Consider the following 25217-nt stretch of genomic DNA (forward strand, 5'->3'; position numbering starts at 1 on the left):
TGGTTAACCCGATGGCATTTAATCTCTTCCGTTCAACTCAGATGTATTATTACGAATTTAATCAATCACTGCGAATAGTTTAATTCTGATAAATTCGGATATCATTCCATAACCGAATAAGGCCGAATTTTAGATTATTTATCAATACCAAGAATTTAATTTTTAGGATTAAATATAATTCAAACAGAAATACACTTGATAAACTCATCAGAAAAATGGAATAAGTGTTTTTATTACAAAACTATTCCCAATAACCACCACCTAAGATTGTGGCAGATATCGTTCCTCTTCCCGTTCCTTCAAATTGTGCGATTTTATTTAAAGGTGAATCTGTAAAAGCCACAGCCGCAGTAATAGGTGTCATAAGTGCAACAAAAGCTGTTCCTTTCTCATAAAGGTTATTAATATCATAAACGAACAGATGGCCGGAAAATTCTCCTTTTCCCGGTGATCCTAACCCCCCAGCTTTTCCGTGAAAAGTTTTCGCACCTTCAACATATAGCTCACATGTATAGTAAACCGAGAAACTTACTAAGACAAATGTAGCCTCATATTTTCCTGCACTGAGTTCCGATAATTTTTTGCTTGAATCATCTATCGTTTTTTGCTCTAAATTACTTGCCAATGCTTCAGATAAAGATTCGATAATTTTCAATCCCTTTTCGACATACAAAGAAGATTCTGATTCAGTAGGTAATGTTTTTTTCATAATATCCCCCTGATTTAAATTTTATAAATCGAGAAAAGTTAATTTAAAATTTGAATGCTATTTTTAGCTCTCTTCTAAAGAAGAGTCGTCATTTAGCTTCATTTTAGGTAGTAATAAATACTTTTAATTTATATTACGGAATTTTATCAATAGAACTTCCCCCATCTACTATAAAATGGAAAAGACAGATTTGATTCATATTAAAAGCATAGTACACATCCAAGTAATTTCAACAAGAAATTACTTTTAATAAACGAACCAATTTCAACGAATCAAACGAGGCTGGAGAGCTTGTCATATTCAGCAGCAGAGCCTGCTTTCAATAATGCTAATGCTTCCTGACGCTGTTGTGGGCTGAGGTTATTCTCCACCGTCCGCAACAATTTGTCGCTGGTTTTAGCGCTGGGAGGTTAAGGTATGGGAAATAGAGGCATGTAATGTTACTGATACATCAGCTTGCCTACTCGATCATGACTCTCCAAACGAGATGATTTACCTTCATAAATCTTTTCACTCATGAGTATCAGTTTTTCTCGTTGTATCTCTGTGTAAGAAACAGCTATAGTCCGCACCATTCAAGGTCATTGAGTGACTTACCTACTGCTTAAATCACCAAGATATATCCCAGTCCTTGGCATATATCGTGATCGCCATTCGGCAAAATCTTGATGAGAAGCAGCGCATTTCTGGCTATTTTTTTATGTGGAGACGACAGTAGTGAAACTGCTGCGCAACAATGACAGTGCATTTGTACCTGTCACGGGCTTGACTGTTTTTGCAATTGCTTCTGGTTACCTAATGAGCTTAATTCCATTGTCGATGGCAAGTTTCAACATCGATACGATTTATGCCAGTTGGTTAGCCAGTGCTTATTATGCAGGTCTATTAACAGGCTCAATGATGATTGAGCCTGTTATTGCGAAAATAGGTCACCGTCTTTCCTTTATTGTTTTTTTGTTGCTTCTGGCTGCAACAGTGATTGTACTGCCTTTTTTTCCAAATAAAGAAATCTGGTTGCTTATTCGTTGTGTGGCTGGCATCGCTGTTGCCGGAGTTTTTGTCGTGGTCGAATCCTGGCTATTGATTGGAGATAATCCCAAAGAGCGTGCAAAACGCTTAGGCTTCTATATGACGTCACTCTACGGCGGAACAACTTTAGGTCAGTTGTTGATTGGGCCTATCGGTACTCAGGGAATGCTCCCTTTTATGGCCGTTTCTGCTCTGCTGCTGTTAGCGATTTTGCCACCATTATTCGTGCGTCATGGGCAACCGCCTTCGCTTCATCATCAGAGTTTATCACTGAAAAAAATCACCCAATTCAGTAAGCCCGCTATCGTTGGTTGTATAACATCCGGCATTGTCATGGGCACTATCTACGGGTTGATGCCTTTGTCATTAAGCCAAAGTCATTTCAATGCTGATCAAGTTGGTGTATTGATGGCCGCAATTATTCTTGGCGGAATGGTTATACAGCCAATTATCAGCAAGCTATCTGTTATCATGAGCAAAATTTTCCTACTGGCTTTGGTTTCATTACTGGGTGTGTTTGCCGTAGGAATGACGTATCTTTTTGAACATTATATTGTGACGATAGTGGCGCTGGCTCTGTTGGGAATGTCTTCTTTTGCCCTGTATCCTGTTGCTATCACTCTGGCCTGTGACAAGCTGGATTCATCCTATATCGTAGCCGCAAGCCAGGTCATGCTATTAAGTTACGGTATCGGTTCTGCTATTGGGCCTCTGGGCGCGGGGCATTTTATGCTGCAACACTATTTCAATGGTCAGCATAACGGGTTAATGAGCTTCTTTTTTATTGTTTTGTTAGCTACTGCAATTTATATGCTACTGGCAAGTTTGCGTCGCAAAGACCGCGTATTGGCAAGCTAATACAAAATAATCCTGAATCTGATGAAAGCGCCGCAAACTGTGGCGTTTTTTTATTTTTAGCCCTCAAATAGCGTCTTCAAGATCAGATCTTGTTTATTCAGCGCTGGATTTTCACACCCTAAGTGTTAATATTTCAAATAGAGCAAACAAATGTGTTTACTGTGATGATCAAATCAAGAGTGTAAAGATGTCATCGAAGTTAAACTGGTTAGTTAATCATACGCCTCCCGGTTCCTTAGTGGTTCAGCAATGGCTGACAAAAAATGGCATTCGTTATTCGTTAGCGCAGAAATACGCAGAAAGCGGTTGGCTTAAAAAATTCGGCGCGGGTGTCTACTATCGCCCGGGACCAAGTGGTACGCTCAAACCTAGCTGGGACGATGCATTACAAGCAATTACTCAACAATTATATTTGCCAGCACACTTGGCTGGTTTGAGTAGCCTTACATATCAAGGGCTTAGCCACTATCTACAGCTAAACTCAGAACAAGTTTGGATTGGTATTAAAAATAAGCAATCCTTGCCTAAATGGTTTCGAGAGTTTGCTGAACAACGCTGGCTATATTGTGGTAATCACAAACTCATTGAATTATCCGAAAAAGACTTCACTACAATCTCTATTAAAGGAAAAGAACTTAAAGCAAGCAGCTCAGAGTTAGCTGCCTATGAAGTGGTAGATGCTATCGGTAAGTTCATTAGCTTTGAACATGCTGCCGAATTATTTCAGGGATTAGTTAACTTGAGTCCCCGGAAAGTACAATCCTTACTTAATCGCAGTAACGCTGTTCAAACCAACCGTATATTTCTTTTTTTAAGCCATTACTATAGTCACCAATGGGTTAAACGACTTGATGAGTCACAGATAATCCTCGGTTCAGGCAAGCGTCAGGTAATTGTAAATGGTCGATATGATGATCGCTACCAAATCACCGTCCCTGAGTCACTAATTCTGAAATAAAAAAGAAGGCAATAATGAATAGAAATTCCGCTTATTACCAACAGGTTTCTTTATTAATTAAAATGTTACCAGTGATTGCAGAGGAAACAGTCTTTGCATTAAAAGGTGGCACAGCAATTAATCTATTTGTCCGAGAGTTTCCTCGTTTATCAGTAGATATTGATCTCGCCTATCTCCCCCTAAAGCCAAGGGATGAAGCATTAAACCATGTTCGTGAAATACTTGAGCGAATGACTGAACGGATAAATATACAACCCTTAACAAAAGCAGTCTTGCAGGATAACAAGCGAGATGAGTTACGAATTATCGTTACCACTGATAAAGCAACAATCAAGATTGAAATTTCTCCCGTGGCAAGGGGAACACTACACGAACCCAAATTGCTTCCTGTTGTTGAATCAATCGAAGAAGAGTTTGGTTATGCCGAAATTCCTGTAGTTAGCCTGCCTGATTTATATGGAGGCAAGCTATGCGCAGCCATGGATAGACAGCATCCACGAGATTTATTTGATGTGCAGATGTTACTTGCAGAAGAGGGAATCTCTCGAGAAATATTTATTGGTTTTCTGACCTATGCGTTAAGTCACCCACGTCCAATACACGAAGTAATGGCACCACTCTGGAAAGAAATAGAAAAAAATTTTCACTCTGAGTTTACCGGGATGACAAACAAACCTGTTGAATTACATGAGCTAATAGAAACTCGTTCTCACATGATTGCTGCACTACAAGCTCAATTTACCGAGCGAGATAGAGACTTTCTGTTATCGTTCAAGCGAGGTAAACCTGACTGGTCTTTGTTTGACGAACCATCAGCTGCTGAACTTCCCGCGATCCGATGGAAGCTAGTGAATATTCAATGTTTAGCTAAAAATCAAGCAAGGCACCAAGAGCAAATTAGGAAGTTAGAGAAAGTCTTGGAACGGTGGCTCTCTGGGATTGATATTAGTTCACAGAATGCCCTAACCAAATAGTGTAACCATGCCAGTATAACAGGCAATATTGTGAATATATGCCCAAAAATATGTGGAGGTATTAAATGCAAATACAACAAGCCACCGAAGCTGATTTCATAACACTTATTCAGGTTTGGGAAGCCTCCGTACTTGCTACCCATGATTTTCTTCCTAAAACTATGATTGAGACTTTGCGTCCACAAATCCTTAATGATTATTTGCCCAATCTCACTGTCTATAAAGCGTTGGATGAGCAACATAATATCGTTGGATTTATCAGTACCGCTCAACATCGCGTGGAAATGTTGTTTATTACACCACAAGCCCGGGGTACAGGCGTTGGCAAGATGTTGCTGGAATTTGCCATTGATAAATTGAAAATCAGTGAGTTGGATGTCAATGAACAAAATATACAAGGTGTTGGCTTCTACCAACATATGGGATTTCAGGTTTTTTCCCGCTCAGAACTTGATGGGCAAGGAAATCCGTTTCCTCTATTACATATGAAATTGGCACATATGAAACTGGCCTGAATGCTCAATATCCCAGTAACAATAGAATCATTATCTGAAAATCTCAAAATGCTAAACCTCGTTCTGAGGTTTTCTGGATAATCAATAATAACCACCCTATAGAAAAATCAAGACTTATCCATTACTTATATATAGAATACAAAAAGAACAATCATTAATAAAAGTAAATTAATGAAAATCACTTCATTAACCTAATGATTATTATAAATTAATCTGTATTATAATAAGATTTAAAAATAACAACAAAAGCAAATGGATCTTTATATAAAATAAATAAACTTAAAGTAATGGAATATTTTACAAACGTTTAAGTAAACTTTAAAAAATCAATGATATAATGAGAAGCATATAAGTATTTTTTATTTCTATTGAGTCTGAGTATTAATGAATTACCTACAACAACCTGCATCCTCAGGAGTGAAGCTATTTGCCGATCTCGTCGGAAAACGTGTTACTCCAGGGGAACACTGGTATTCTTCCAGTAACCGCACTAAATTTGCACTTCGCAGCATCCTGACACCGGTGTCTACGTTGAAGCTCTTGGATAGTCTTGCCAAGACACCACGTTATTTGGATATTTTAAAAAAACAACCCAGTTTACCTTGCAAATTACATCGCCCGTATTTAAGTATTAACTTTAAACGCAAACAGATTGTCTGCGCGCTGAATGAACATTATAAGTTACTGTTCCAGCAATTAGAGCCAACTGTTATCAGTAACATATTTGATATTCATGCTTATCTATTGGCAACTATTCAGGGAAAGAATGAATCATTTATGATTTACATTGATTCACTGGATAATTTGAATAAAGAAGGTGAGCTTTCTTTATATATTACCACCGCAGAAAATGTCATTCTGGCAAAGTGTGCATTTACTTTATTAATGGTGGATGGTAAACAAACATTGTTTATTGGTGTATTACAAGGGCCAGCCAAGGGAGATAATTCTCTGGAGATTATCCGCCATGCAACGAAAGAGTGTTATGGATTATTTCCTAAGCGCCTATTGATTGAAGCTATCTGCTGTTTTGCCGCACATGTGGATTGTGAGCAAATTTTGGCGGTCAGTAATGAGACTCATATCTACCGCAGCATTCGTTATTGGCATAAAAAGAAAAACCAGATGGTGGCCGATTATAACGCCTTCTGGGAATCATTAAGTGGGGTCAGAAAGGAAAATAATGATTTCCAGTTGCCCTCAATCATAGAAAGAAAATCGCTGGACGATATTCCCAGTAAAAAACGCGCCGAATATCGTCGTCGCTATCAATTACTGGATGAATTGGAAAACAGCATCAAAGCATCCCTTACTGCCTGATCCCGATCAGAAAGGAATACTTTGGCTGACCTTTAACGCGGCTGCGCCATTAACCATGTAAGATGAGTTTTAATGGCGGGCCACTCATTCAGAAGAATACTATAGATACAAGTATCCCGTATTGAACCATCCTTAGCTCGCATGTGATTGCGCAAAATACCATCCAGTTTTGCCCCCAGCCGTTCAATCGCCCTGCGGCTTTGTTGATTCAGAAAATGAGTACGAAGTTCCACCGCTACACATCCCAATTCTTCAAATGCATACTGCAATAGCAAAAACTTTGCTTCCGTATTAATCGCAGTACGTTGAACAGAACGTGCATACCACGTAGAACCAATTTCCACTCTGGGAGTATTGGCATCAATATTCATATAGGTCGTCATCCCAACGGCGGCTCCCGTTGCATTATCGATGACAGTAAAAGGCAGCATACTTTCCTTGGCATGCAGGGCTAGACGACGTTCAATATCTGCCCGGACATTTGTCGGATCGGGTACGCTGGTATACCACAGTTTATGTAATTGCCCATCGTCTATGGCACGGACGAATTCATCATGTTTATCATGTGACAACGGCTCTAAGGTTACACTTTTTCCTGCCAATGTTACCCAATCAGTGATTTTTTTCATTCTTACCTACCATTGTTGAAGAATACATTGGCAGTATGCATAGTTAAGAAATACACGACAATCATAAATAAAAGCCATTTCTTGCCTAATGGGTTCTTATTCAAAAGCTGTTGATATTCATTCTATACCCAATAGATTTCATGATACTTGTCACAATCAATTAACAAAGAGATTCCAATCAAGCTGGAACTGTCTAAATTTGATAACTATCTCATCCGACCACTTAGCCTTAACCAAGTGAAAAACTTAAGTCATACGAAAAAAATAATACTTTTTGAGTCACCAAATATTTGATGGAGAATGCAATGAGCAATTACCCTCACCTGCTTGCACCGCTGGATTTGGGCTTTACCACATTAAAAAATCGTGTATTGATGGGATCAATGCATACGGGGCTTGAGGAACATCCCAATGGTGCCCAACGGTTGGCCCAGTTCTATGCAGAACGGGCGGCCGGCGGCGTCGCATTAATTGTGACGGGCGGTATCGCGCCAAATCCACAAGGCGTTGTTACTGCCGGAGCAAGCGTCCTGAATAGTGAAGATTCCCTGCCTCACCATAAGATTGTTACGGATGCAGTTCATCAGGCTGGTGGGAAAATTGCCCTGCAAATCCTGCATACAGGACGTTACAGCTACCAAAAAAATCTCGTCGCGCCCTCCGCCATTCAGGCCCCCATTAATCCCTTTACGCCCCGGGAAATGTCCGAGGAAGATATCCAGCAAACAATCAGGGATTTCGCCCGCTGCGCCCAACTTGCCCAACAGGCAGGCTATGATGGTGTTGAAGTCATGGGTTCAGAAGGTTATCTCATCAATCAGTTTCTAGTTTCCCGCACTAATCATCGGCAAGATAAATGGGGTGGATCTTTCGAAAACCGGATGCGCTTTGCGCTGGAAATTGTCAAAGCCGTCCGAGCCATTGCGGGAGAGCACTTTATCATTATCTATCGTCTTTCCATGCTGGATTTAGTGGAAGATGGTTCTAACTGGCAGGAAATAGAGCAACTGGCGTTGGAGATTGAAAAAGCAGGTGCATCCATCATCAATACCGGTATCGGCTGGCATGAAGCCCGTATTCCAACGATTGCAACTATGGTGCCCAGGGCCGGGTTCAGTTGGGTGACGCAAAAATTAATGGGGAAAGTCAGCATCCCTTTAATTACGACCAATCGTATCAACGATCCTCAGGTTGCCGAACAAATTCTCAGTGAAGGTTGTGCCGATATGGTTTCCATGGCCCGCCCTTTCCTTGCTGATGCGGAATTTGTGTTGAAGGCGGAGCAGAACCGTGCGGACGAAATTAATACTTGCATCGGCTGCAACCAAGCTTGTCTGGATAGAATATTTGTCGGCAAGCTGACCTCGTGTTTGGTTAATCCACGCGCCTGCCACGAAACTGAATTCATTGCCGAGCCAGCAAAAGCCCCCAAAACAATTGCCGTTATCGGCGCAGGGCCTGCGGGTTTATCCTTTGCAGTCACAGCTGCCAGCCGTGGGCATCATGTCACGCTATTTGAACGTGAGAACAGAATTGGCGGACAATTTAATATCGCCAAACAAATTCCCGGCAAAGAAGAATTTCATGAAACTTTGCGTTATTTTGATCGCCAATTGGCATTGAATGGCGTCGATGTGCGTCTCAACCAGACCGCAACTGCCGATCAACTTTCCTCATTTGATGAGGTCGTCATCGCAACAGGTATTACACCACGCACTCCCAATATTGACGGCATTGACCATGAAAAAGTGCTGACTTATCTGGATGTATTGAAACATAAACGGCAAGTCGGAAAATATGTCGCCATTATCGGTGCTGGCGGCATTGGTTTTGATACCGCAGAATATCTGAGCCAAAACGGGCAAAGCTCCAGCTTGAGCAGCCATGCGTTTAGCCATGAATGGGGGATTGATCAGACCATTATGCATCGGGGCGGATTATGCCCAGAAGGAGCAAAAGCAGAGCATTCCCCACGGAAAATTTACCTGCTGCAACGCAAGGACTCGAAAGTTGGTGATGGCTTAGGAAAAACCACGGGGTGGGTACATAGAGCCAGCCTATTAATGCGGGGCGTAACGATGCTAAACAGCGTCCAATACCTGAAAATTGATGATCAAGGGCTGCATATTCGTCGTGGTGATGAACAACAATGCCTTGAAGTGGATAACGTCATTATTTGTGCGGGACAGGAGCCACAGAAAGAACTCTATCAACCTTTACAAGCAATGGGAAAAAGCGTGCATGTGATTGGTGGTGCGGATGTCGCTGCTGAATTAGATGCCCGCCGAGCAATCGATCAAGGGACCCGTTTAGCGTTTAAGATTTAATGAACAGATGCTGAATAAATAGAATTTGAATACAAAAAACGGTGATAATCAGTGGAATACAGATTATCACCGTCTGACTCTGGCTAATGATTAATCCAGCTAACAATTAACGTTGTGCCAATTTATCTGACATTAACCGAGTATCTTCCGCCTGACAAGCCGCAGCGGTAAACAATACATCAGTAGAAGAATTCAGCCCTGTTTCAGCAGAGTCCTGTAATACGCCAATGATAAAGCCTACCGCAACAACCTGCATGGCAACTTCATTAGAAATACCAAACATACTGCACGCCAACGGAATCAACAATAATGATCCTCCCGCAACGCCTGAAGAGCCACATGCGCCAATAACTGAAACAACACTTAACAATATTGCCGTAGGAATATCTACTGTTATTCCCAGCGTATTTACTGCCGCCATTGTCAATACAGTGATAGTCACTGCCGCTCCAGCCATATTGATGGTCGCTCCCAAAGGGATAGAAACGGAATAAGTATCTTCATCCAAATTCATCCGACGACACATGGCCATATTGACGGGAATATTCGCTGCCGAGCTACGCGTAAAGAACGCCGTGACGCCGCTTTCACGCAAGCATTCAAAAACCAAAGGATAAGGGTTACGGCGAATTTTCCAATAAACAATCAAAGGGTTAACGATCAGCGCAACGATAATCATGCAGCTAATTAGTACCGTTAACAGGTGAGCATAACCCAATAGAGTATCAAAACCCGTTGTGGCAATGGTTGAAGATACCAGACCGAAAATACCGACAGGGGCCAGACGGATAACAACACGAACGAGTTTTGTCACAGCTTCTGATAAGTCTTGAACCAGTAACTTAGTTGACTCATTAGCGTGACGTAAAGCTATCCCCAAGCCAATTGACCATGCCAGAATCCCGACATAATTTCCCTTTAAGATTGCATCAATCGGATTGGCAACGATGTTGAGCAACACTCCTCTCAGCACTTCAATAATATTTTCTGGTGGTGATATCTGAGCATCATTTGCCACCAATGCCAGTGTCGACGGAAACAGCATACTGCCAATGACGGCCACAACCGCAGCTAAGAAAGTGCCAATCAGATACAAGAACAGTATGGGGCGAATGTTACTTTTCTGACCTGCCTTATGATTTGCGATCGAAGACATGACCAAAACCCATACTAAAACAGGCGCTACCGCTTTTAGTGCCCCGACAAAGAGGTTTCCTAACAATTCAACTGACTTGGCCGCAGAAGGCGCCAACCATGCCAGTAATACCCCCAGAATTAATCCAAGTAAGATTTGTTTTACTAGGCTTCCTTGTGCAATATATTGCACAAAGCCTTTTTGTTGTTTTTCCATAGTCTATCCATTTGGTATTTTTGCTCGATGAGCCTGATGTTTTTGTGTTTGCTTTCCCAAGGATAAGGAAATTAAGAAAACCGCAAAGAATAACTAGTTGCAATATACAGAGTACGCAACATTTGATAACAAATTGATTACATTTGTGTGATCAAAACATCAATTTTCCCATTAAAGTTTTCCCATTAAAATAGCCTCATGGAGTAAAAACCATTACGAACAAAATCATTATTTTTCTTTATATTCATAAAGTTAAAAAATAACACTCTCAATAATGATCACAGATTATTTTTCTGTTACCAAAAGTGCGGATAGATTACTTTTCGACGCAAAGCGCTCAACAGGAATGGATTTAACTGGCAAAAAACATAAATTCAACCCATCCGCAGGTAAAATGGGGTATTCATGTTATTTTATAAAACTTTAATAAATAATTAATCAAACGATATATCCGAGTGAATTTAATTTCACATTTTGACTAATGTTCAATTGATCACCAAAATTTTCTGTTTCGCCAGTGCTGATTTTGTTAAAGTGTCGTAGTCAATCTTTATGCCACCTTGAAGGGATTTTGAGAGCATTTTATGACAGCGGATATTTAATGCTTTGTGTTTACTCAGCATCCAATAGAAATTCACCATAAATGCACCATAAAAGTAAGATGAAGTCCTTAACCGGCGTTTTAGGAACATTTGATGGAAATTGTAACAGACCTTATTTATGCACTTTGGCACCAGGATTACGAAACACTGGCTAATCCATCGTTAGTATGGGCAATCTACATCCTGCTATTTATCATCCTGTTTCTGGAAAATGGGATATTACCTGCCGCATTTTTACCGGGCGATAGCCTATTGATATTAGTCGGCGTCTTAATCGCCAAAGACACCATGAGCTTTCCAGTGACATTAGTCATTCTGACCACCGGTGCCGGCCTTGGCTGCTGGGTTGGATATCTTCAGGGGCGGTGGCTTGGCAATACCAAATTAGTTCAGGGCTGGCTATCACATCTCCCCGCCCATTATCATCAACGCGCACATAATTTATTCCACCGTCATGGCTTATCCGCCTTACTGATAGGACGCTTCCTTGCTTTTATCAGAACCTTACTGCCAACACTGGCGGGCCTTGCGGGGCTGAAGAGCGGACGCTTTCAGCTATTTAACTGGCTCAGCGGGTTCTTGTGGGTGGTTATTCTTACAACATTAGGCTATATACTGGGTAAAAGCCCTTTGTTCCGTCAGTACGAAGAATATCTGATGAACTTTCTGGTACTGTTACCTGTGTGCCTGTTACTTATCGGCTTAATTGGCAGTCTGACCGTCATTTGGCGCAAAAAACGCTCCAATAATACCCTTTCATAATCCTTCATTTTTTCCTGTGGTATTTTTCCTGTGATTGGTATTGCGGAGAAATATACCGCAGGACATCCTGCTTGGTTACCCACAGCATCTTGTCCATTAAACTGCTACGTTTATCCACTTAAACAGTATTTAAGATTAATTTGCGATATATTGTGACAATTTTTCATCTATTCTCACTTTAAACTCCTTATAAAAGCGACTATGGTAGAAATTCAACCATCGTATATTTAAGGAGACAGGTCATGCCACAGAAAAAAAATTCTGAAGATCTACGTGCTGAATTGCAATCCCTTGCGGATACTCTGGAAGAAGTGCTCAATAATTCTGGTGATAAATCAAAAGCGGAACTGGAAAAACTGCGTAGCAAAGCAGAAAGAACGCTGAAAGATGCGCGGGTTACGCTCAACGATGCCAGTGATAAACTGATCGATCAAACGAAAGAACTTGCAGGTCATGCGGATAATTATGTCCGTGAAAACCCATGGACAGGCGTTGGTATTGGTGCAGCCGTTGGCATTGTCTTAGGTGTATTGCTATCAAGGCGCTGAGATGACTCCACCATCCCATTCACAAGGCCCGGGAAAAGGGCTATTTGATACTTTACGGCGGGTAGCAGCGATTATTGTTCGCATGGTTGAAACGCGTCTCCAACTCGTTGCAGTTGAGTTGGAGGAAGGTGCAGCGATGCTGGCACAACTCCTGCTGATGGTAGGGTTCACATTGTTATTCGCAGGCTTTGGCCTGATGTGCTTACTAATGCTGATATTCTGGGCCATCGATCCTACCTATCGGGTAACGGCAATGATTATTACTGCCGGAACGCTGCTGATTCTCGCCGTATTTAGTGCAATCTGGACGGTCAGAAAAGCCCGAAAACTCACTTTTTTTAATACAACCCGCGAACAACTGCAAATTGATCGCAAAATGCTGGAGGATGATCATCATGAATAAATCGTGGCATCATCAACGAGAGTTACGAAAGCAACAGTTATTAAAAGAGATCCAGCAGCAACGTCAGTCACTTTCTGCTTACAGCCAGCACTGGCTTGATATCACACAGTCCTATGATAAAGGCTGGCAGGCTCTCCTTGCCTTCAGACCCTATGTCGCCATCGGTGCTGGCATTGCCCTGTTTTATGGGCTATGTCGCCATCCCCAAAAATTTTATCGTTGGTCACGCCAAATGATCAGTATTTTTGGTGTCATAAAAACGATACGCAACACACTGGATAAATATTAGCCAACAAACCTCAATAACTAAACCTCAATAACTAAGCCTCAGTAACTAAGCCTCAATAGCTCACATTCAAAAAAACTGCATTAAATTGTTAGTATTCTTTACTATCAACAAATAACGCCTCTCCTTAGAATGCCACCATCAGATAATGATTAACAAATTGTGCTTTTTTGTCCATTTTTTGGTCATTTTAATCTAGGCAGACAACTTATTTATCGTTACCCGCAGTATTCTTGGAGACAATAATGAAAAAATTTGAAGATAGTGGCTTGCTGATCGCTCGTATTTTAATATCCGTTCTTTTCATCATCGCAGGATATGGAAAATTGGGTGATGCCTATGCGGGGACGCAAGAATTTATGGAAGCCATGAAAGTGCCAGGAATTTTACTGCCATTAACAATTTTGCTTGAACTCGGTGGCGGGCTTGCTGTGATGTTCGGCCTGTTAACGCGTACCATCTCAGTATTTATATTTATTTTCTGTATCCTGACAGCAGTACTGTTCCACAATGATTTTTCAGATGGAATGAACCTGACGATGTTCCTGAAAAACTTCTCCATTGGAGCAGGCTATCTGATGCTGGCAATGATGGGGCCGGGTAAATTTAGTATTGATGGTGCATTGAAGAAAAACTGGTAATAAATAATAAAAAATCCCCTTGCTGATTATTCAAAGCAAGGGGATTTTTTTATTTCTTCATAAATAGTTTGGGAATTTCACGCAAGCACCAAGACTTGGCTTCTCCCATACTATCTCGCCGCCATGCCATGATGATGTTGGTTTCATGGCTATATTCTGAACCAATAACACGCAATCGACCTTCAGCAATATCCTGTTCTACCATCGGGTATGGCATCGTCGCCACTCCCAATCCCGCCAAAAGTGCCCAGCGCTTGTCTTCCAGTGTACTGACCGTCAGACGCCGTTGTTTATCCAACAATTTAACCGTCAATACAGGACGCTCCCGGGCTGTATCAGCTACCGCGATCCCACGGTACTTCACCCGTGTGGCATCAGACAACGGTTCAGGTTCATGATGGATAGGATGATCCACACTGGCAACATAGACGTTGTTAATAGAATAAAGTGCACGTGAATTTATTTCAGCCGAGGCTCGGTAATGGAGGTCCGGTGCAATCACAATGTCAGCATGTCCCGTTTCCAAGCGCTCCCAGGCCCCTGCCAGCACTTCCGTTATTAACGAAAGCTGAGTGTTTGATTTTTTTGCCAATCGATCCACAAGAGGAAAAAGCGATGAAGTCGGAAACAAAGCTTCACATACAATAGTCAGATGCGTTTCCCAACCACGAGCAAGCGCTTCCGCATCTGCTGTCAATTTATCCGCCGCCTCAAGCAATAACCGCCCCCGCTCCAGCAGCATCCGGCCAACATTGGTAAATTTCGTGCGATGACCGGAACGATCAAACAGCACCACATCCAGCTCTTCCTCTAACTTCTGCATGGTATAACTCAATGCAGAGGGAACCCGCCCCAGTTCATCCGCTGCCGCCGCAAAACTTCCCCGTCGATCTATCGCATCCATGACTCGCAGGGATTCCAATGTAAGCGCACGTTCTTTGCCCATATTTTTCTCAATCAGGAATTTTGAATATAGCCACCAGATTAACTGGCTAACATTTCAACGTCCAGATAATTAAGATCGGGGCTAATAGGTTTATTGGTTAACGAGATGACAGCTATGATGATAACGAGAACAGCAAAGCAGTGCGGTAAAGCCGATTATGGTTGGTTACAAGCTCGCTATACTTTTTCATTCGGCCATTATTTTGACCCAAAATTTTTGAACTACCGGGCGCTGCGTGTTCTTAATCAGGAGGTTTTAGCGCCTAACGCCGAATTCCAGCCCAAGTCTTACCCCCAAGTTGATATTCTGAATATTATCCTGCAAGGAGAAGCTCAATACCGTGACAGCGAAGGAAACCATTTCCACGCGAAGCAAGGGGATTGTCTGCTGTTTTCTGCCCGTCAGGGCATTAGTTACAGTGAACGCAATTCCAGTGACAAAATCCCCCTTACACGGTTGCAACTCTGGCTCAATGCCTGCCCCCAGCAAGAACCCCTGCCATTACAACGTAAGGTTCTGCCAAATGCTCCATGCACTTTGCTGGCTTCCCCTACATCAGAAAACAACAGCATGTATCTACGCCAACAGGTATGGATAAGCTATCTTGCGGTGAAAAGCCATGATAGCCAAATTCTGGCTTTGCGAGGCAAACATGCCTACCTGCAATCTATCAGTGGCAATGCCCGCATTCACGGCAACAGAAATAATAATCTTGAGATTAAATGTGGGGATGGCGTTTTTATTCAGGAAGAACAGGGAGTCACATTGCTGGCAGATACCCCATTTCGGGGGCTGTTGATTGATTTAGCTGACTGATTCAGCCTCGTTTTCTTTTTTTCCCGGAAATTTTCCCAGAAATAAATAAAAGCCCTATAGAGCAAATGCTTTATAGGGCTGAATTTGTGAAGTTGACCGATAAGCCGGGTTCTGTCTTGGACAGCCATTCATCTAGGCCAGCACTTGCGCACTGGCTCAAGCAACCTACCCGGGTTCGGTACGGGCCGTACCACATGAACCCCTATTTGGTCTTGCTCCGGGTGGAGTTTACCGTGCCACGAACTGTTACCAGTCGCGCGGTGCGCTCTTACCGCACCCTTTCACCCTTACCTGATCCCAACTTTCTTTTTGCAAAAAAAGCCGGGCCATCGGCGGTTTGCTCTCTGTTGCACTGGTCGTAGGCTTTCACCTCCCAGACGTTATCTGGCACCCTGCCCTGTGGAGCCCGGACTTTCCTCCCCTCTATCTTCTCCCGAAAGAAAGCTCTCCCGAAAGAGAGATAAAGCGGCGACTGTCTAGTCAACTCCGGCGCGGATTATAAGGGGTTTGCTATCCAATGTATAGGGTTTTTCACGCGTCTTCTTCAATTTGATCAAGCGCATGACGATACAGAGCATTTTTCTTCACACCGTGGATTTCCGCAGCCAATGCCGCTGCCTTTTTCAATGGCAGCTCTTTTTGCAACAATGCCAGTGTCCGCAGCGATTCCAACGGTAAACTATCTTCTGCCGGTTTACGATACCCTTCCACAATCAGCACCATTTCACCCCGACGGCGAGTTTCATCTTCTTTGACCCATTCCAGAAGCTCACCCGCAGGCATCCCTTGAATGGATTCCCACGTTTTAGTCAATTCCCGTGCCAACACAATATAGCGATCTGAACCCCACACTTTCACAATATCTTCTAAACTGTCCAACAACCGATGTGTCGATTCGTAGAAGATCAACGTGCGTGTTTCTTGCGCCAATTCACGCAAGGTATCTTGACGCCCCTTACTTTTTGCAGGAAGAAAGCCTTCATAGCAAAAACGATCGGACGGCAGGCCGGCAGCAGACAGTGCCGTAATCGCTGCACAAGGGCCCGGCAATGGGACTACCTTGATGCCTGCTTCACGGCAACGACGAACAAGATGATAGCCGGGATCATTGATCAAAGGCGTGCCTGCATCAGAGACTAATGCGATGTTCGTTCCTTGTTCCAGCTTCGCAATTAATTGATCTGCTTTTTGCTGTTCATTATGATCATGAAGTGCGAACATGCGCGCATTAATGGCAAAATGTTGAAGCAACAAGCCAGTGTGTCGCGTATCTTCGGCTGCAATCAAATCGACATGTTTAAGAACTTCAAGAGCACGCTGAGTTATATCCCCCAGATTTCCAATAGGGGTTGGCACAACATACAGCGTGGATGTCGTAACCACTGCTCGATTGGTTTGATTCATTGTTTCATCCGAATGACCGATTTAAAATTGAGCATCTTTGAAAAAAACATCACTGGATACAGTATGCTTCCCTCAATTTTTGTGCGTTTCAAAACTGTTTTAGTCTACACAGCCTTGCTGTCGACTATGATTATTGCAGGGTGTACCATGCCCGAACGGCAAGGGCAACCAACTTCTCAGCCTCAAGACAAGATCAGCGCAGAGATCAACCGCTATCAGGCCATTATTGACGCAGCCCATAACCAACCATCACTTGATGTAATCCGTGCCTACATTGCACTGGAGCCTCATGCGACAGATGAAGCCGGCCGACAGAATAATATTGATGAGACATGGCAAATTCTGACACATCTTTCTCCACAACAACTCAGTGAGTTGGTGATTAATGCCAATGAATATACGTTGCAGGGCTGGCTTGATTTACTCAATGCTTACCAGACCAATACGCAAGATCTCGATAAATTGCGTTCTGCCATCCATGATTGGCAAATCCGCTATTCAAATAATCCTGCTGCACGTAGCTTACCTACTGAACTGCAACAAATGCTGCAAAAATCAAAAGATGGTCATGCAACAATTGGCCTGTTCCTGCCTTTGAGCGGTCAGGTAAAAGTGTTTGGTGAAGCTATTCGCCAGGGTTTCCTTGATGCCCAAAAAGGATTGCCAAAGCCGTCATTGCCTGCCAATGTTACAGATTCAAGCAGTAATGATACAACCAACGCTGCACATACCCAGAGTGCAGACGTCACCGCTGCGGTATCAACACCAGAAGGAGAATCAGTCGCTGATACTTCAGTCACTGGTACTGCACCGCTTGCGGATGAAACTAATCCGTCGTCTTCAACCGAAATTTCAGCAACCATTGCCTCTTCCACAATCAATGATGCCCCGGTTAATACTCAAGATGTAAAAGTTTATGATACCAACAGCCAGCCACTCGCAAACCTACTGGCGCAGGCTGAACAAGACGGCGTCACTTTGGTTGTCGGCCCATTATTGAAACCCAATGTGGAACAATTGGTACAGGTTGAGACGCCATTGAATATTCTGGCTCTCAATGAATTAGATGTGCCACAAGCACGACCTAATATCTGCTATTTCTCGCTGTCTCCTGAAGATGAAGCGAAAAGTGCCGCTATGCATATCTGGCAACAACAGAAGCGTAACCCACTGATCTTAATACCTCGTACCGATTTGGGCAGCAGGATTGCAAAAGCCTTTGCAAAAGAATGGCAGAAGCTGGGCGGCCAGGCTGTATTACAGCAAACTTTCGGGACTACAGGAGAAATGAGGCAATCCATGAACCGTGGTGTTGGCATTCGCATGTCTGGCACACCAGTTTCGGTCAGTGCTTCTGTGGCAGATACAGCTCAGAGCAATATTTCTCAGAATAAGACCAGTGCACAGGTTATTTCCCCAAGCGCTGCCAATGGCCCAGTGGATGCGGTTTACATTGTTGCAACAGCGGATGAACTGTCAATTATTAAGCCAATGATCGATATGGCGATCAGTTCCCGCAAAAAACCCGCTCTTTATGCCAATTCACGCAGTAATAAAGCAGGTTCAGGCCCGGATTTCCGACTAGAAATGGATGGCATGCAGTTCAGCGACATCCCATTACTGACAGGTACGAACGTTCCGCTGATGCAGCAAGCTGCCAAGAAATTTTCCAATGATTACAGCCTGATGCGCCTTTACGCAATGGGGATAGATGCATGGTCACTGGCAAATCAGTTTACGCAGATGCAACAAGAAAGTGGGTTCCGTTTGAATGGCGCATCAGGGGAACTTTCTGTCACAGATAATTGCATTATTTCGCGACAGCTACCTTGGATGCAGTTCAACAATGGCCGTATCACACCTGAAAATTCCAATCACGAGGGAAACAGCGCTGGCACTGACAGCATAAATAACCCCGACAATGTGAACGATTCAGATAATGTGAAGAATTCTGGTCACAGTAATGCGGTACAATAAGCACCGTACTAACGTGAATAAATAACGCGAATACATGACGTGAATATAGGCGCGTTCAACTGTTAGCGCGCCTTCAGCATTACTGACTAAGGTTATGCCTCACTGACTGTAAATCAATAGATATCATGTTTTATTGGTTATTTCAGGATGAAAAAACTAACAACTAATCGCTATGAGCTGGGACGCCATTACGAACATCAGGCTAAACAGTTTTTGCAGAAACAAGGGCTTGCCTTTGTTGCAGAGAATGTGAGAATTCGTGGCGGGGAAATCGATCTGATCATGCGTGATAAACACACATGGGTATTCGTTGAAGTCCGTTTCCGTCAGAACTCACAATACGGTGGTGCCATTGCTACAATTACCAAAAACAAGCGTAAGAAGCTGTTGCATACAGCCGCTGTTTGGTTGTATCAACGCAATGAATGTCTGGAAACAGCATCGTGCCGCTTTGATGTTTGTGCGATCACAGGTCAGAAATTTGAATGGCTGAAAAATGCGTTCACCCTGAATGAGAACCTATTCCAGTAGATTCTCAGTTTTCTCGCTAAATAAATATACCCAATATACATAGGTCATAACGTGCTGGATAGAATTAAAGTCTGCTTCACAGAAAGTATTCAAACTCAGATCGCAGCAGCAGAAGCATTACCCGACGCAATATCACGCGCCGCAATGATGCTGGTTCAATCACTGCTGAACGGCAACAAAATTCTTTGCTGTGGTAACGGCGGATCTGCCGCAACCGCACAGCGTTTTGCCGCCAGCATGATAAATCGCTTTGAAACAGAGCGCCCAAGTCTGCCAGCGTTGTCACTGAATACTGATAATGTGGTGATCACTGCCATCACCAGTAGTAAACAGCCTGACGAAATCTACGCCAAACAAGTCAGAGCATTAGGGCATGCCGGAGATGTCCTGCTCGCCATTTCTACGCATGGAAACAGCCGGGATATCATCAAAGCAGTGGAAGCGGCTGTCACGCGTGATATGACGATTGTTGCGCTAACAGGTTACGATGGTGGAGAAGTGGCGGGATTACTGGGGCCGCAGGATGTTGAAATCCGTATCCCCTCACACCATAGCATCAGGATCCAAGAGGTTCATATGTTGACAATCAATTGCCTGTGCGACTTAATCGACAATACGTTATTTCCTCATCAGGATGAATAAGGAGCCAACTAATGCGATTATTCTCTCTATTATTGGTATGTTTCAGTGCAATGTTATTACAAGGATGCATTGGCGCTGCTGTCGTGGGTTCTGCCGCGATTGCGACAAAAGCCGGTTCAGATCCACGTACTATCGGGCAGCAAGTTGACGATACAACTTTGGAAGCCCGGATCAGCAATGCGATTAGCAAGGACCCACAAATTAAGGCAAAAACCCGGGTAGTGGTCACTGTATATCAAGGCAAAGTTCTTTTGACTGGGCAAAGCCCCGATATGGCTCTGGCTGATCGGGCAAAGCAGATTGCTTCAAAAGTTGAAGGCACCGACGTGGTATATAACGAGATCCGCCAAGGCAACCCGGTTGCTCTGGGTACTGCCTCCGTAGACACTTGGCTGACAACCAAAGTTCGTTCGAAAATTTTAACCAGTGATGCAGTCAAATCCTCCAGCATCAAAATAGTGACTGAAAATGGTGAGGTCTTCTTGTTCGGCATTGTGACTAAACAAGAAGGGGCAGCCGCAGCGAAAATAGCCAGCGAAACCAGCGGCGTCAGACGCGTGACAACAGCGTTTACTGACCTCAACTAAAGAATTCGGTTTAAACGCTCAACGACAACCTACAAGCGGCACAAATCAGTGCCGCTTTTTTATTGGTTTCCAACTTTTACCTTCGTTTATTTTCTATCTCAAATTATGTTGCTTTAGGAAATTATCTCCCCCCATTAACTGCATTTGCCGCAAAACCCATCGCTGACGTTGCAATATATAGGCAGAAGGGGCACTGACCTTATAACGGTGAGGATTTGGCAATACAGCCGCGAGCAAGGCAGCTTCAGATGCGGTCAATCGGCTGGCGGGTTTACCGAAGTAATGCTGAGCCGCTTCTTCCACACCAAAAATGCCATTGCCAAAATCAGCAATATTGAGATAGACCGTCAGGATACGCTTCTTTGACCACAGTAATTCCAGTACTACCGTCATTCCCGCTTCCAGACCTTTTCTTACCCAACTACGCCCTTCCCACAAAAATAAATTTTTGGCTGTTTGCTGAGAAATCGTCGATGCACCCCGCATGCGCGATTGATATTTTTTGTTATGCGCCATTGCAGTTTCGATAGCATCAAAATCAAATCCCCAATGTTTTGGAAATTTTTGATCTTCGGCGGCAATAACGGCTAATGTCATATAAGGTGAAATTTGATTCTGATCCACCCATGAGGAACGAGAAACATAAGATAAATTAATTGACATTAAGGCGCTTATTTGTCGCTCTATCATCACCATAGAAAACGGCACCGGCAGAAATGAAAACGCGATTACAGCAACAAACCATAGAACTGTGATCCATACTGCAATTCTTTTCAGCCAGTGCCACAATATTGAAAAAGGATTTTTCATCCGCTTACTCAATCATTTCCAATATTTTCCTAACCAATTTATCAATACCTTTTTCTGCCTGGGACAAAGACTCTGCGAGCATATAGGCTGGGGTTGTTACAATTTTGTTTTCAAAATCAACGACAATGCCATCAACAGGACATTCAACGTGTATACCGCCCATTTTCTCTATTTGTGCAGCCGTTTCAGGATCATTACCTATGGTGACTTTTATCGGTTTGCCTAATATTTTAGGTACCATAACAGGCGAAATGCACATAAACCCCATAGGTTTGCCTTGTTGATGCATTCCTTGTATAATACTTAATAATTCTTTATTTATTTCACAATCTGACCCTTTAAATGCGAAATTACATAAATTCTTGGCTGCACCAAATCCTCCCGGAATAATTAAAGCATCCAACTCATTAATATCAACTTGCGATAAAGGTTGCATATTTCCCCGTGTTATACGGGCAGATTCTTCCATTACATGGCGGCTTTCTTTTTTCTCCTCACCATTAAGGTGATTAATAACATGATGTTGTACCTCATCAGGTGAAAAAAAAGACACTTCAGCTCCAAGACGGCTTAAAGAGAGCATAGTTAGAACTGATTCGTGGATTTCACTTCCATCGTACACTCCGCAACCACTCAATATAACGGCAATAGATTTCATATTTCTCTCCATTTGTAGTAGATTAATGCTTAACCCCTTAGAGGGTTAAACACCAATCTTCATCACAGATTTTAATGAATCTTGTAACAAAAAATCTTATCTTTGCTATGTTGGTACCTGTGTTCTGTATAGAAGAATTCTTTCATTACTCGCACCGAAAATAAATCTTAGATAAGCGGGTAAACAAGTTTCCCTGGTGTTGGCGCAGTATTAGCGCACCCCAACTTCGGTTGGGGTTATTTTTTTGTAGCGTCCGACAACCAATTTCTCAATATTTCTATATCATTCTTCCACTCCAGCTTCAGCTCATCCACCCATTCCTGCACATTATCCCACCATGCCGGTAAATCAGGTGATTGAATCTGCTGAGTCAACTGCTGCAAATGACTCAATCCAACAGAACCCGCCGCGCCCTTGATCTTATGCGCTTCTTCCGTAATGCCTTTTTGATCTCTGGCAGTCATGTTTAAATCCAGTAAAGCGAGGTAACCCGGCATCATGGTTTCGAAAATAGTCAGATTGTCAGCAATCATCTTTGGCCCAACCAATTCGATATACTGGTTAAGCAATTCCATATCGAGTCGTTCCTCATCTTTCTTCACAATATTAGCCTCTGGTAATTTGCCTTCAGAATCAGATGCCTTACCCCAATATCTTTCCATCGTGGCAATCAACTCCTTGATGGAAAGCGGTTTATTGAGAACGTCATCCATACCGGCATCAAGATATTCTTTCTTATCCTTTAACACATTGGCTGTCAGGGCGATTAACGGAGGTAAGGATTGGGAGGCGTAACGCTGGCGTAACTGACGCGCAATATCAAGCCCTGTCATATCCGGCAATTGGATATCCAGCAACACCAAGTCATATTCATCAGGATCAAACATCGCCAGCGCATCATGCCCATTCATGGCGACATCAACACTATTTCCCAATTTCTCCAATACCGAACGGGCAACGATGACGTTCAGTTCAATATCTTCCACCAGCAAAATATTGAGGGCCGGCAATGGCAGGGTATCTTGCTCTTCTTTCCCTTCAGGATGTTCATCAATGGCCGGGGCAACCACAGACAAAGTAAAGCAAGAGCCTTGATCTGGCGTGCTTGTCACGACAATGTCTCCTCCCATGCTTTGAGCAAGGCGTTTCGAGACAGCCAGACCAATTCCTGTTCCTGTCGCGGGGCGTCCGCCTGCACTGTCTGTCACCTGGTAGTACATGGCAAAGATCTTTTCCAGCTCATCAGAAGGAATACCGATGCCAGAATCCGTAACTTCAAATAACAGCCGCTCTCCTTCTTCACGCCAGATACGCACCCGAATTTCCCCTTTAGGCGTAAATTTCACGGCATTGCTAATCAGGTTCCATAAAATTTGCCGCAAGCGAGTTCCATCGGTCAAAACCTTAGCAGGCAGTGACAATGCAGGTTCCAGTACGAATTTAATGCCCTTCGGCTGTGCCAGTAATCCCGAGATATTCTCCAAATCCACCATAAAGCCGGTGAAATCGATCGGTTGATTGTCCAACTGGATTTTACGCCGCTCAATTTTATCTAACTCAATAATATCATTGAAAATATTCCCAAGAGTAATGGCGCTGACATGGATAGTTTCCAAATATTTACTCTGCTCTGGTGTCAAGTCGGTATCCATCAGGATCCGGCTCAAGCCAACAATGCCATTTAAAGGCGTACGAAGCTCATGGCTAATCGTGGAGATAAAAGTGGTCTTATCCCTGCTGGCATTCTCCAAAGCGTCCTGATAGCGCTTACGCTCCGTTATATCCCGTCCGAATCCCATTAATCCGTGTCGCTTTCCAACACGATCATAAAAAGGGACTTTTCTGAGTTCAAAGCAGGCTTTGCGCCCATCGGGATAAACCAGCCATTGTTCGTAAGTCAGGGAGACATTGTGGCGAAATACTTTTTCGTCAGTTTCCATCACCTTACTGGCAATTTCTTTATCGTAAACTTCCGTCGGAGTCAGGCCAATAAGCTGTTTTTCGCTTCTGCCAGTCAGCAACTCCATCGCTCGATTACAGCCGGAAAATTCATTGTCTTCATTGCGGTAATAAACCAAATCCGGAGAAGCATCTAAAAATGAACGCAATAGTACGGATTGCTGTTCAAGCTCAATCTGGGTTTTTTCACGATGCTCCATTTCCAATTTAAGTTTATCCAGCAATATCAGATGCGCTTTTTCCGCTTTTTCCCTGTCGCTGATCTCCTGGTTCAATTGAACAATATTTTCTTTGAGTTGTAGATTCAAAATAGCATCACGCTGACGCATCTCTTCCAGCTTATCGACCAGACTGGATAAACGCTGGCGGGACTCTTCGAGTTGCTCCACGACGATAGAAAGAAAGTAAACTGCCCAAGGGGTAATCACCAAGCCAAAAAAGATAGAGCGAATTAAATCAATACGCTGTACTTCCCCATGCAATACAAATGTAACTGCCATTTGCATGGCCATCGCAAGAATAACCAGAGCAGATGCAAGCAATATCGAAAAACGCACCAACCCCAGCTTCATCATCAAATCTACATAATATTGGGCAAGCCCTCGAATCAGCTTCATAACCGTTCCCAGTAAAATAATTTCCAGTAAAGTCACCAGATTGAATCATAACGTAAAAAAGGCTCAACTTCGTTGAGGGATATCACTCCTAACCCACAAAAGAATAAAAACACATAAAATCAGAATAATTATTCATTTAATTTTTTAACCTCTTTTTTGGTTTAAAAAACAATCAATCATTTGTTCTTATCAAACATAAAATACACGACAAAATTTCTAGAAAACGAAAAAAACAAGATTAAAACACTAGTAACGTCGTATTTTAGAGCATATCTAAAATAGATAATGCGACAATCTTAGTGATATAGCTCACACCATTTAAGGATCATGATCTTGGTCACAAAACACAAAACAACAT

At 43.0% G+C, this 25217-nt stretch carries 24 protein-coding genes and 1 other RNA gene; 16 read left to right on the forward strand and 9 right to left on the reverse strand.

Features of this window, described 5'->3' with window-relative positions:
* Positions 1–241: 241 nt before the first annotated feature.
* The gene (locus tag AB204_RS20900) at positions 242–709 is read right to left on the reverse strand and encodes a VapA/VapB family virulence-associated protein (RefSeq protein ID WP_053067926.1); all 468 of its coding nucleotides are present in this window, start codon (positions 707–709) and stop codon (positions 242–244) included.
* Between the two features lie 717 nt (positions 710–1426).
* Here AB204_RS20900 and AB204_RS15420 point away from each other — a divergent pair.
* From AB204_RS15420 to AB204_RS15440, 5 genes are all read left to right on the forward strand, one after another.
* Positions 1427–2596, forward strand: coding sequence for an MFS transporter (locus tag AB204_RS15420; protein ID WP_047964262.1), 1170 nt, complete (start codon positions 1427–1429; stop codon positions 2594–2596).
* A 187-nt stretch (positions 2597–2783) separates the two neighbouring features.
* Positions 2784–3554 carry a type IV toxin-antitoxin system AbiEi family antitoxin gene (locus tag AB204_RS15425; RefSeq protein WP_047964263.1) on the forward strand — a complete coding sequence of 257 codons (771 nt, stop codon included), beginning with the start codon at positions 2784–2786 and terminating at the stop codon, positions 3552–3554.
* Positions 3555–3568: 14 nt separating this feature from the next.
* Entirely contained in the window at positions 3569–4528 is a 960-nt protein-coding gene (locus AB204_RS15430; RefSeq protein ID WP_047964264.1) for a nucleotidyl transferase AbiEii/AbiGii toxin family protein, read from the forward strand.
* A gap of 65 nt (positions 4529–4593) precedes the next feature.
* A complete protein-coding gene (locus AB204_RS15435) occupies positions 4594–5043 on the forward strand; it encodes a GNAT family N-acetyltransferase (RefSeq protein ID WP_047964265.1) in 450 nt (149 codons plus the stop codon).
* Positions 5044–5427: 384 nt separating this feature from the next.
* On the forward strand, positions 5428–6363 hold the full coding sequence (locus AB204_RS15440) for a VirK/YbjX family protein (RefSeq protein WP_047964266.1): 936 nt from the start codon (positions 5428–5430) through the stop codon (positions 6361–6363).
* A 32-nt stretch (positions 6364–6395) separates the two neighbouring features.
* Here the strand turns inward: AB204_RS15440 and AB204_RS15445 are convergent, their stop codons facing one another.
* A complete protein-coding gene (locus AB204_RS15445) occupies positions 6396–6992 on the reverse strand; it encodes a GNAT family N-acetyltransferase (RefSeq protein ID WP_047964267.1) in 597 nt (198 codons plus the stop codon).
* A gap of 305 nt (positions 6993–7297) precedes the next feature.
* Between AB204_RS15445 and AB204_RS15450 the strand changes: the two genes are divergently transcribed.
* Positions 7298–9319: an NADPH-dependent 2,4-dienoyl-CoA reductase gene (locus tag AB204_RS15450; RefSeq protein ID WP_047964268.1), complete on the forward strand. Its 2022-nt coding sequence runs from the start codon at positions 7298–7300 to the stop codon at positions 9317–9319.
* Between the two features lie 106 nt (positions 9320–9425).
* Here AB204_RS15450 and sstT read toward each other — a convergent pair whose 3' ends face one another.
* Positions 9426–10670, reverse strand: a complete 1245-nt coding sequence (gene sstT / locus AB204_RS15455; RefSeq protein WP_047964269.1) for a serine/threonine transporter SstT — start codon at positions 10668–10670, stop codon at positions 9426–9428.
* Positions 10671–11365: 695 nt separating this feature from the next.
* On the opposite strand from sstT, the gene AB204_RS15460 reads away from it, so the two are divergent.
* From AB204_RS15460 to AB204_RS15480, 5 genes are all read left to right on the forward strand, one after another.
* On the forward strand, positions 11366–12034 hold the full coding sequence (locus tag AB204_RS15460; RefSeq protein WP_047964270.1) for a DedA family protein: 669 nt from the start codon (positions 11366–11368) through the stop codon (positions 12032–12034).
* Positions 12035–12276: 242 nt separating this feature from the next.
* Positions 12277–12582 carry an ElaB/YgaM/YqjD family protein gene (locus AB204_RS15465; RefSeq protein ID WP_047964271.1) on the forward strand — a complete coding sequence of 102 codons (306 nt, stop codon included), beginning with the start codon at positions 12277–12279 and terminating at the stop codon, positions 12580–12582.
* Between the two features lies 1 nt (position 12583).
* Positions 12584–12985, forward strand: a complete 402-nt coding sequence (locus AB204_RS15470; protein WP_047964272.1) for a phage holin family protein — start codon at positions 12584–12586, stop codon at positions 12983–12985.
* Positions 12978–13274 carry a YqjK-like family protein gene (locus AB204_RS15475; RefSeq protein WP_047964273.1) on the forward strand — a complete coding sequence of 99 codons (297 nt, stop codon included), beginning with the start codon at positions 12978–12980 and terminating at the stop codon, positions 13272–13274. The genes AB204_RS15470 and AB204_RS15475 overlap by 8 nt, the downstream gene beginning before the upstream one ends.
* Before the next feature lie 242 nt (positions 13275–13516).
* On the forward strand, positions 13517–13912 hold the full coding sequence (locus tag AB204_RS15480; protein ID WP_047964274.1) for a DoxX family protein: 396 nt from the start codon (positions 13517–13519) through the stop codon (positions 13910–13912).
* Positions 13913–13961: 49 nt separating this feature from the next.
* On the opposite strand, the gene AB204_RS15485 is transcribed toward AB204_RS15480, so the two are convergent.
* Entirely contained in the window at positions 13962–14858 is an 897-nt protein-coding gene (locus AB204_RS15485) for a LysR family transcriptional regulator (protein ID WP_047964275.1), read from the reverse strand.
* 114 nt (positions 14859–14972) lie between these two features.
* On the opposite strand from AB204_RS15485, the gene AB204_RS15490 reads away from it, so the two are divergent.
* Positions 14973–15674: a pirin family protein gene (locus AB204_RS15490; protein ID WP_047964284.1), complete on the forward strand. Its 702-nt coding sequence runs from the start codon at positions 14973–14975 to the stop codon at positions 15672–15674.
* A gap of 84 nt (positions 15675–15758) precedes the next feature.
* On the opposite strand, the gene rnpB is transcribed toward AB204_RS15490, so the two are convergent.
* Together rnpB and rsmI are read right to left on the reverse strand one after the other, a co-directional pair.
* An RNA gene (gene rnpB / locus AB204_RS20905) (RNase P RNA component class A) lies at positions 15759–16162 on the reverse strand.
* 43 nt (positions 16163–16205) lie between these two features.
* The gene (gene rsmI, locus AB204_RS15495; RefSeq protein WP_047964276.1) at positions 16206–17078 is read right to left on the reverse strand and encodes a 16S rRNA (cytidine(1402)-2'-O)-methyltransferase; all 873 of its coding nucleotides are present in this window, start codon (positions 17076–17078) and stop codon (positions 16206–16208) included.
* A gap of 63 nt (positions 17079–17141) precedes the next feature.
* On the opposite strand from rsmI, the gene AB204_RS15500 reads away from it, so the two are divergent.
* The 4 genes from AB204_RS15500 (at position 17142) to dolP (ending at position 20815) form a co-directional block, all read left to right on the forward strand.
* Positions 17142–19055, forward strand: a complete 1914-nt coding sequence (locus AB204_RS15500) for a penicillin-binding protein activator (protein ID WP_047964277.1) — start codon at positions 17142–17144, stop codon at positions 19053–19055.
* A 147-nt stretch (positions 19056–19202) separates the two neighbouring features.
* On the forward strand, positions 19203–19586 hold the full coding sequence (locus AB204_RS15505; protein WP_047964278.1) for a YraN family protein: 384 nt from the start codon (positions 19203–19205) through the stop codon (positions 19584–19586).
* A 51-nt stretch (positions 19587–19637) separates the two neighbouring features.
* Complete coding sequence (gene diaA / locus AB204_RS15510; protein ID WP_047964279.1) at positions 19638–20228, forward strand: DnaA initiator-associating protein DiaA; 591 nt, start codon at positions 19638–19640, stop codon at positions 20226–20228.
* An 11-nt stretch (positions 20229–20239) separates the two neighbouring features.
* A complete protein-coding gene (gene dolP, locus AB204_RS15515) occupies positions 20240–20815 on the forward strand; it encodes a division/outer membrane stress-associated lipid-binding lipoprotein (protein WP_047964280.1) in 576 nt (191 codons plus the stop codon).
* 93 nt (positions 20816–20908) lie between these two features.
* Here the strand turns inward: dolP and mtgA are convergent, their stop codons facing one another.
* The 3 genes from mtgA to arcB form a co-directional block, all read right to left on the reverse strand.
* Positions 20909–21625, reverse strand: a complete 717-nt coding sequence (gene mtgA, locus AB204_RS15520; RefSeq protein ID WP_047964281.1) for a monofunctional biosynthetic peptidoglycan transglycosylase — start codon at positions 21623–21625, stop codon at positions 20909–20911.
* A 4-nt stretch (positions 21626–21629) separates the two neighbouring features.
* On the reverse strand, positions 21630–22283 hold the full coding sequence (gene elbB, locus AB204_RS15525; protein WP_047964282.1) for an isoprenoid biosynthesis glyoxalase ElbB: 654 nt from the start codon (positions 22281–22283) through the stop codon (positions 21630–21632).
* A gap of 236 nt (positions 22284–22519) precedes the next feature.
* Positions 22520–24859: an aerobic respiration two-component sensor histidine kinase ArcB gene (arcB, locus tag AB204_RS15530; RefSeq protein WP_047964285.1), complete on the reverse strand. Its 2340-nt coding sequence runs from the start codon at positions 24857–24859 to the stop codon at positions 22520–22522.
* Positions 24860–25217 lie beyond the last annotated feature (358 nt).

It is taken from the genome of Xenorhabdus khoisanae (assembly GCF_001037465.1).
Taxonomy (GTDB): domain Bacteria; phylum Pseudomonadota; class Gammaproteobacteria; order Enterobacterales; family Enterobacteriaceae; genus Xenorhabdus; species Xenorhabdus khoisanae.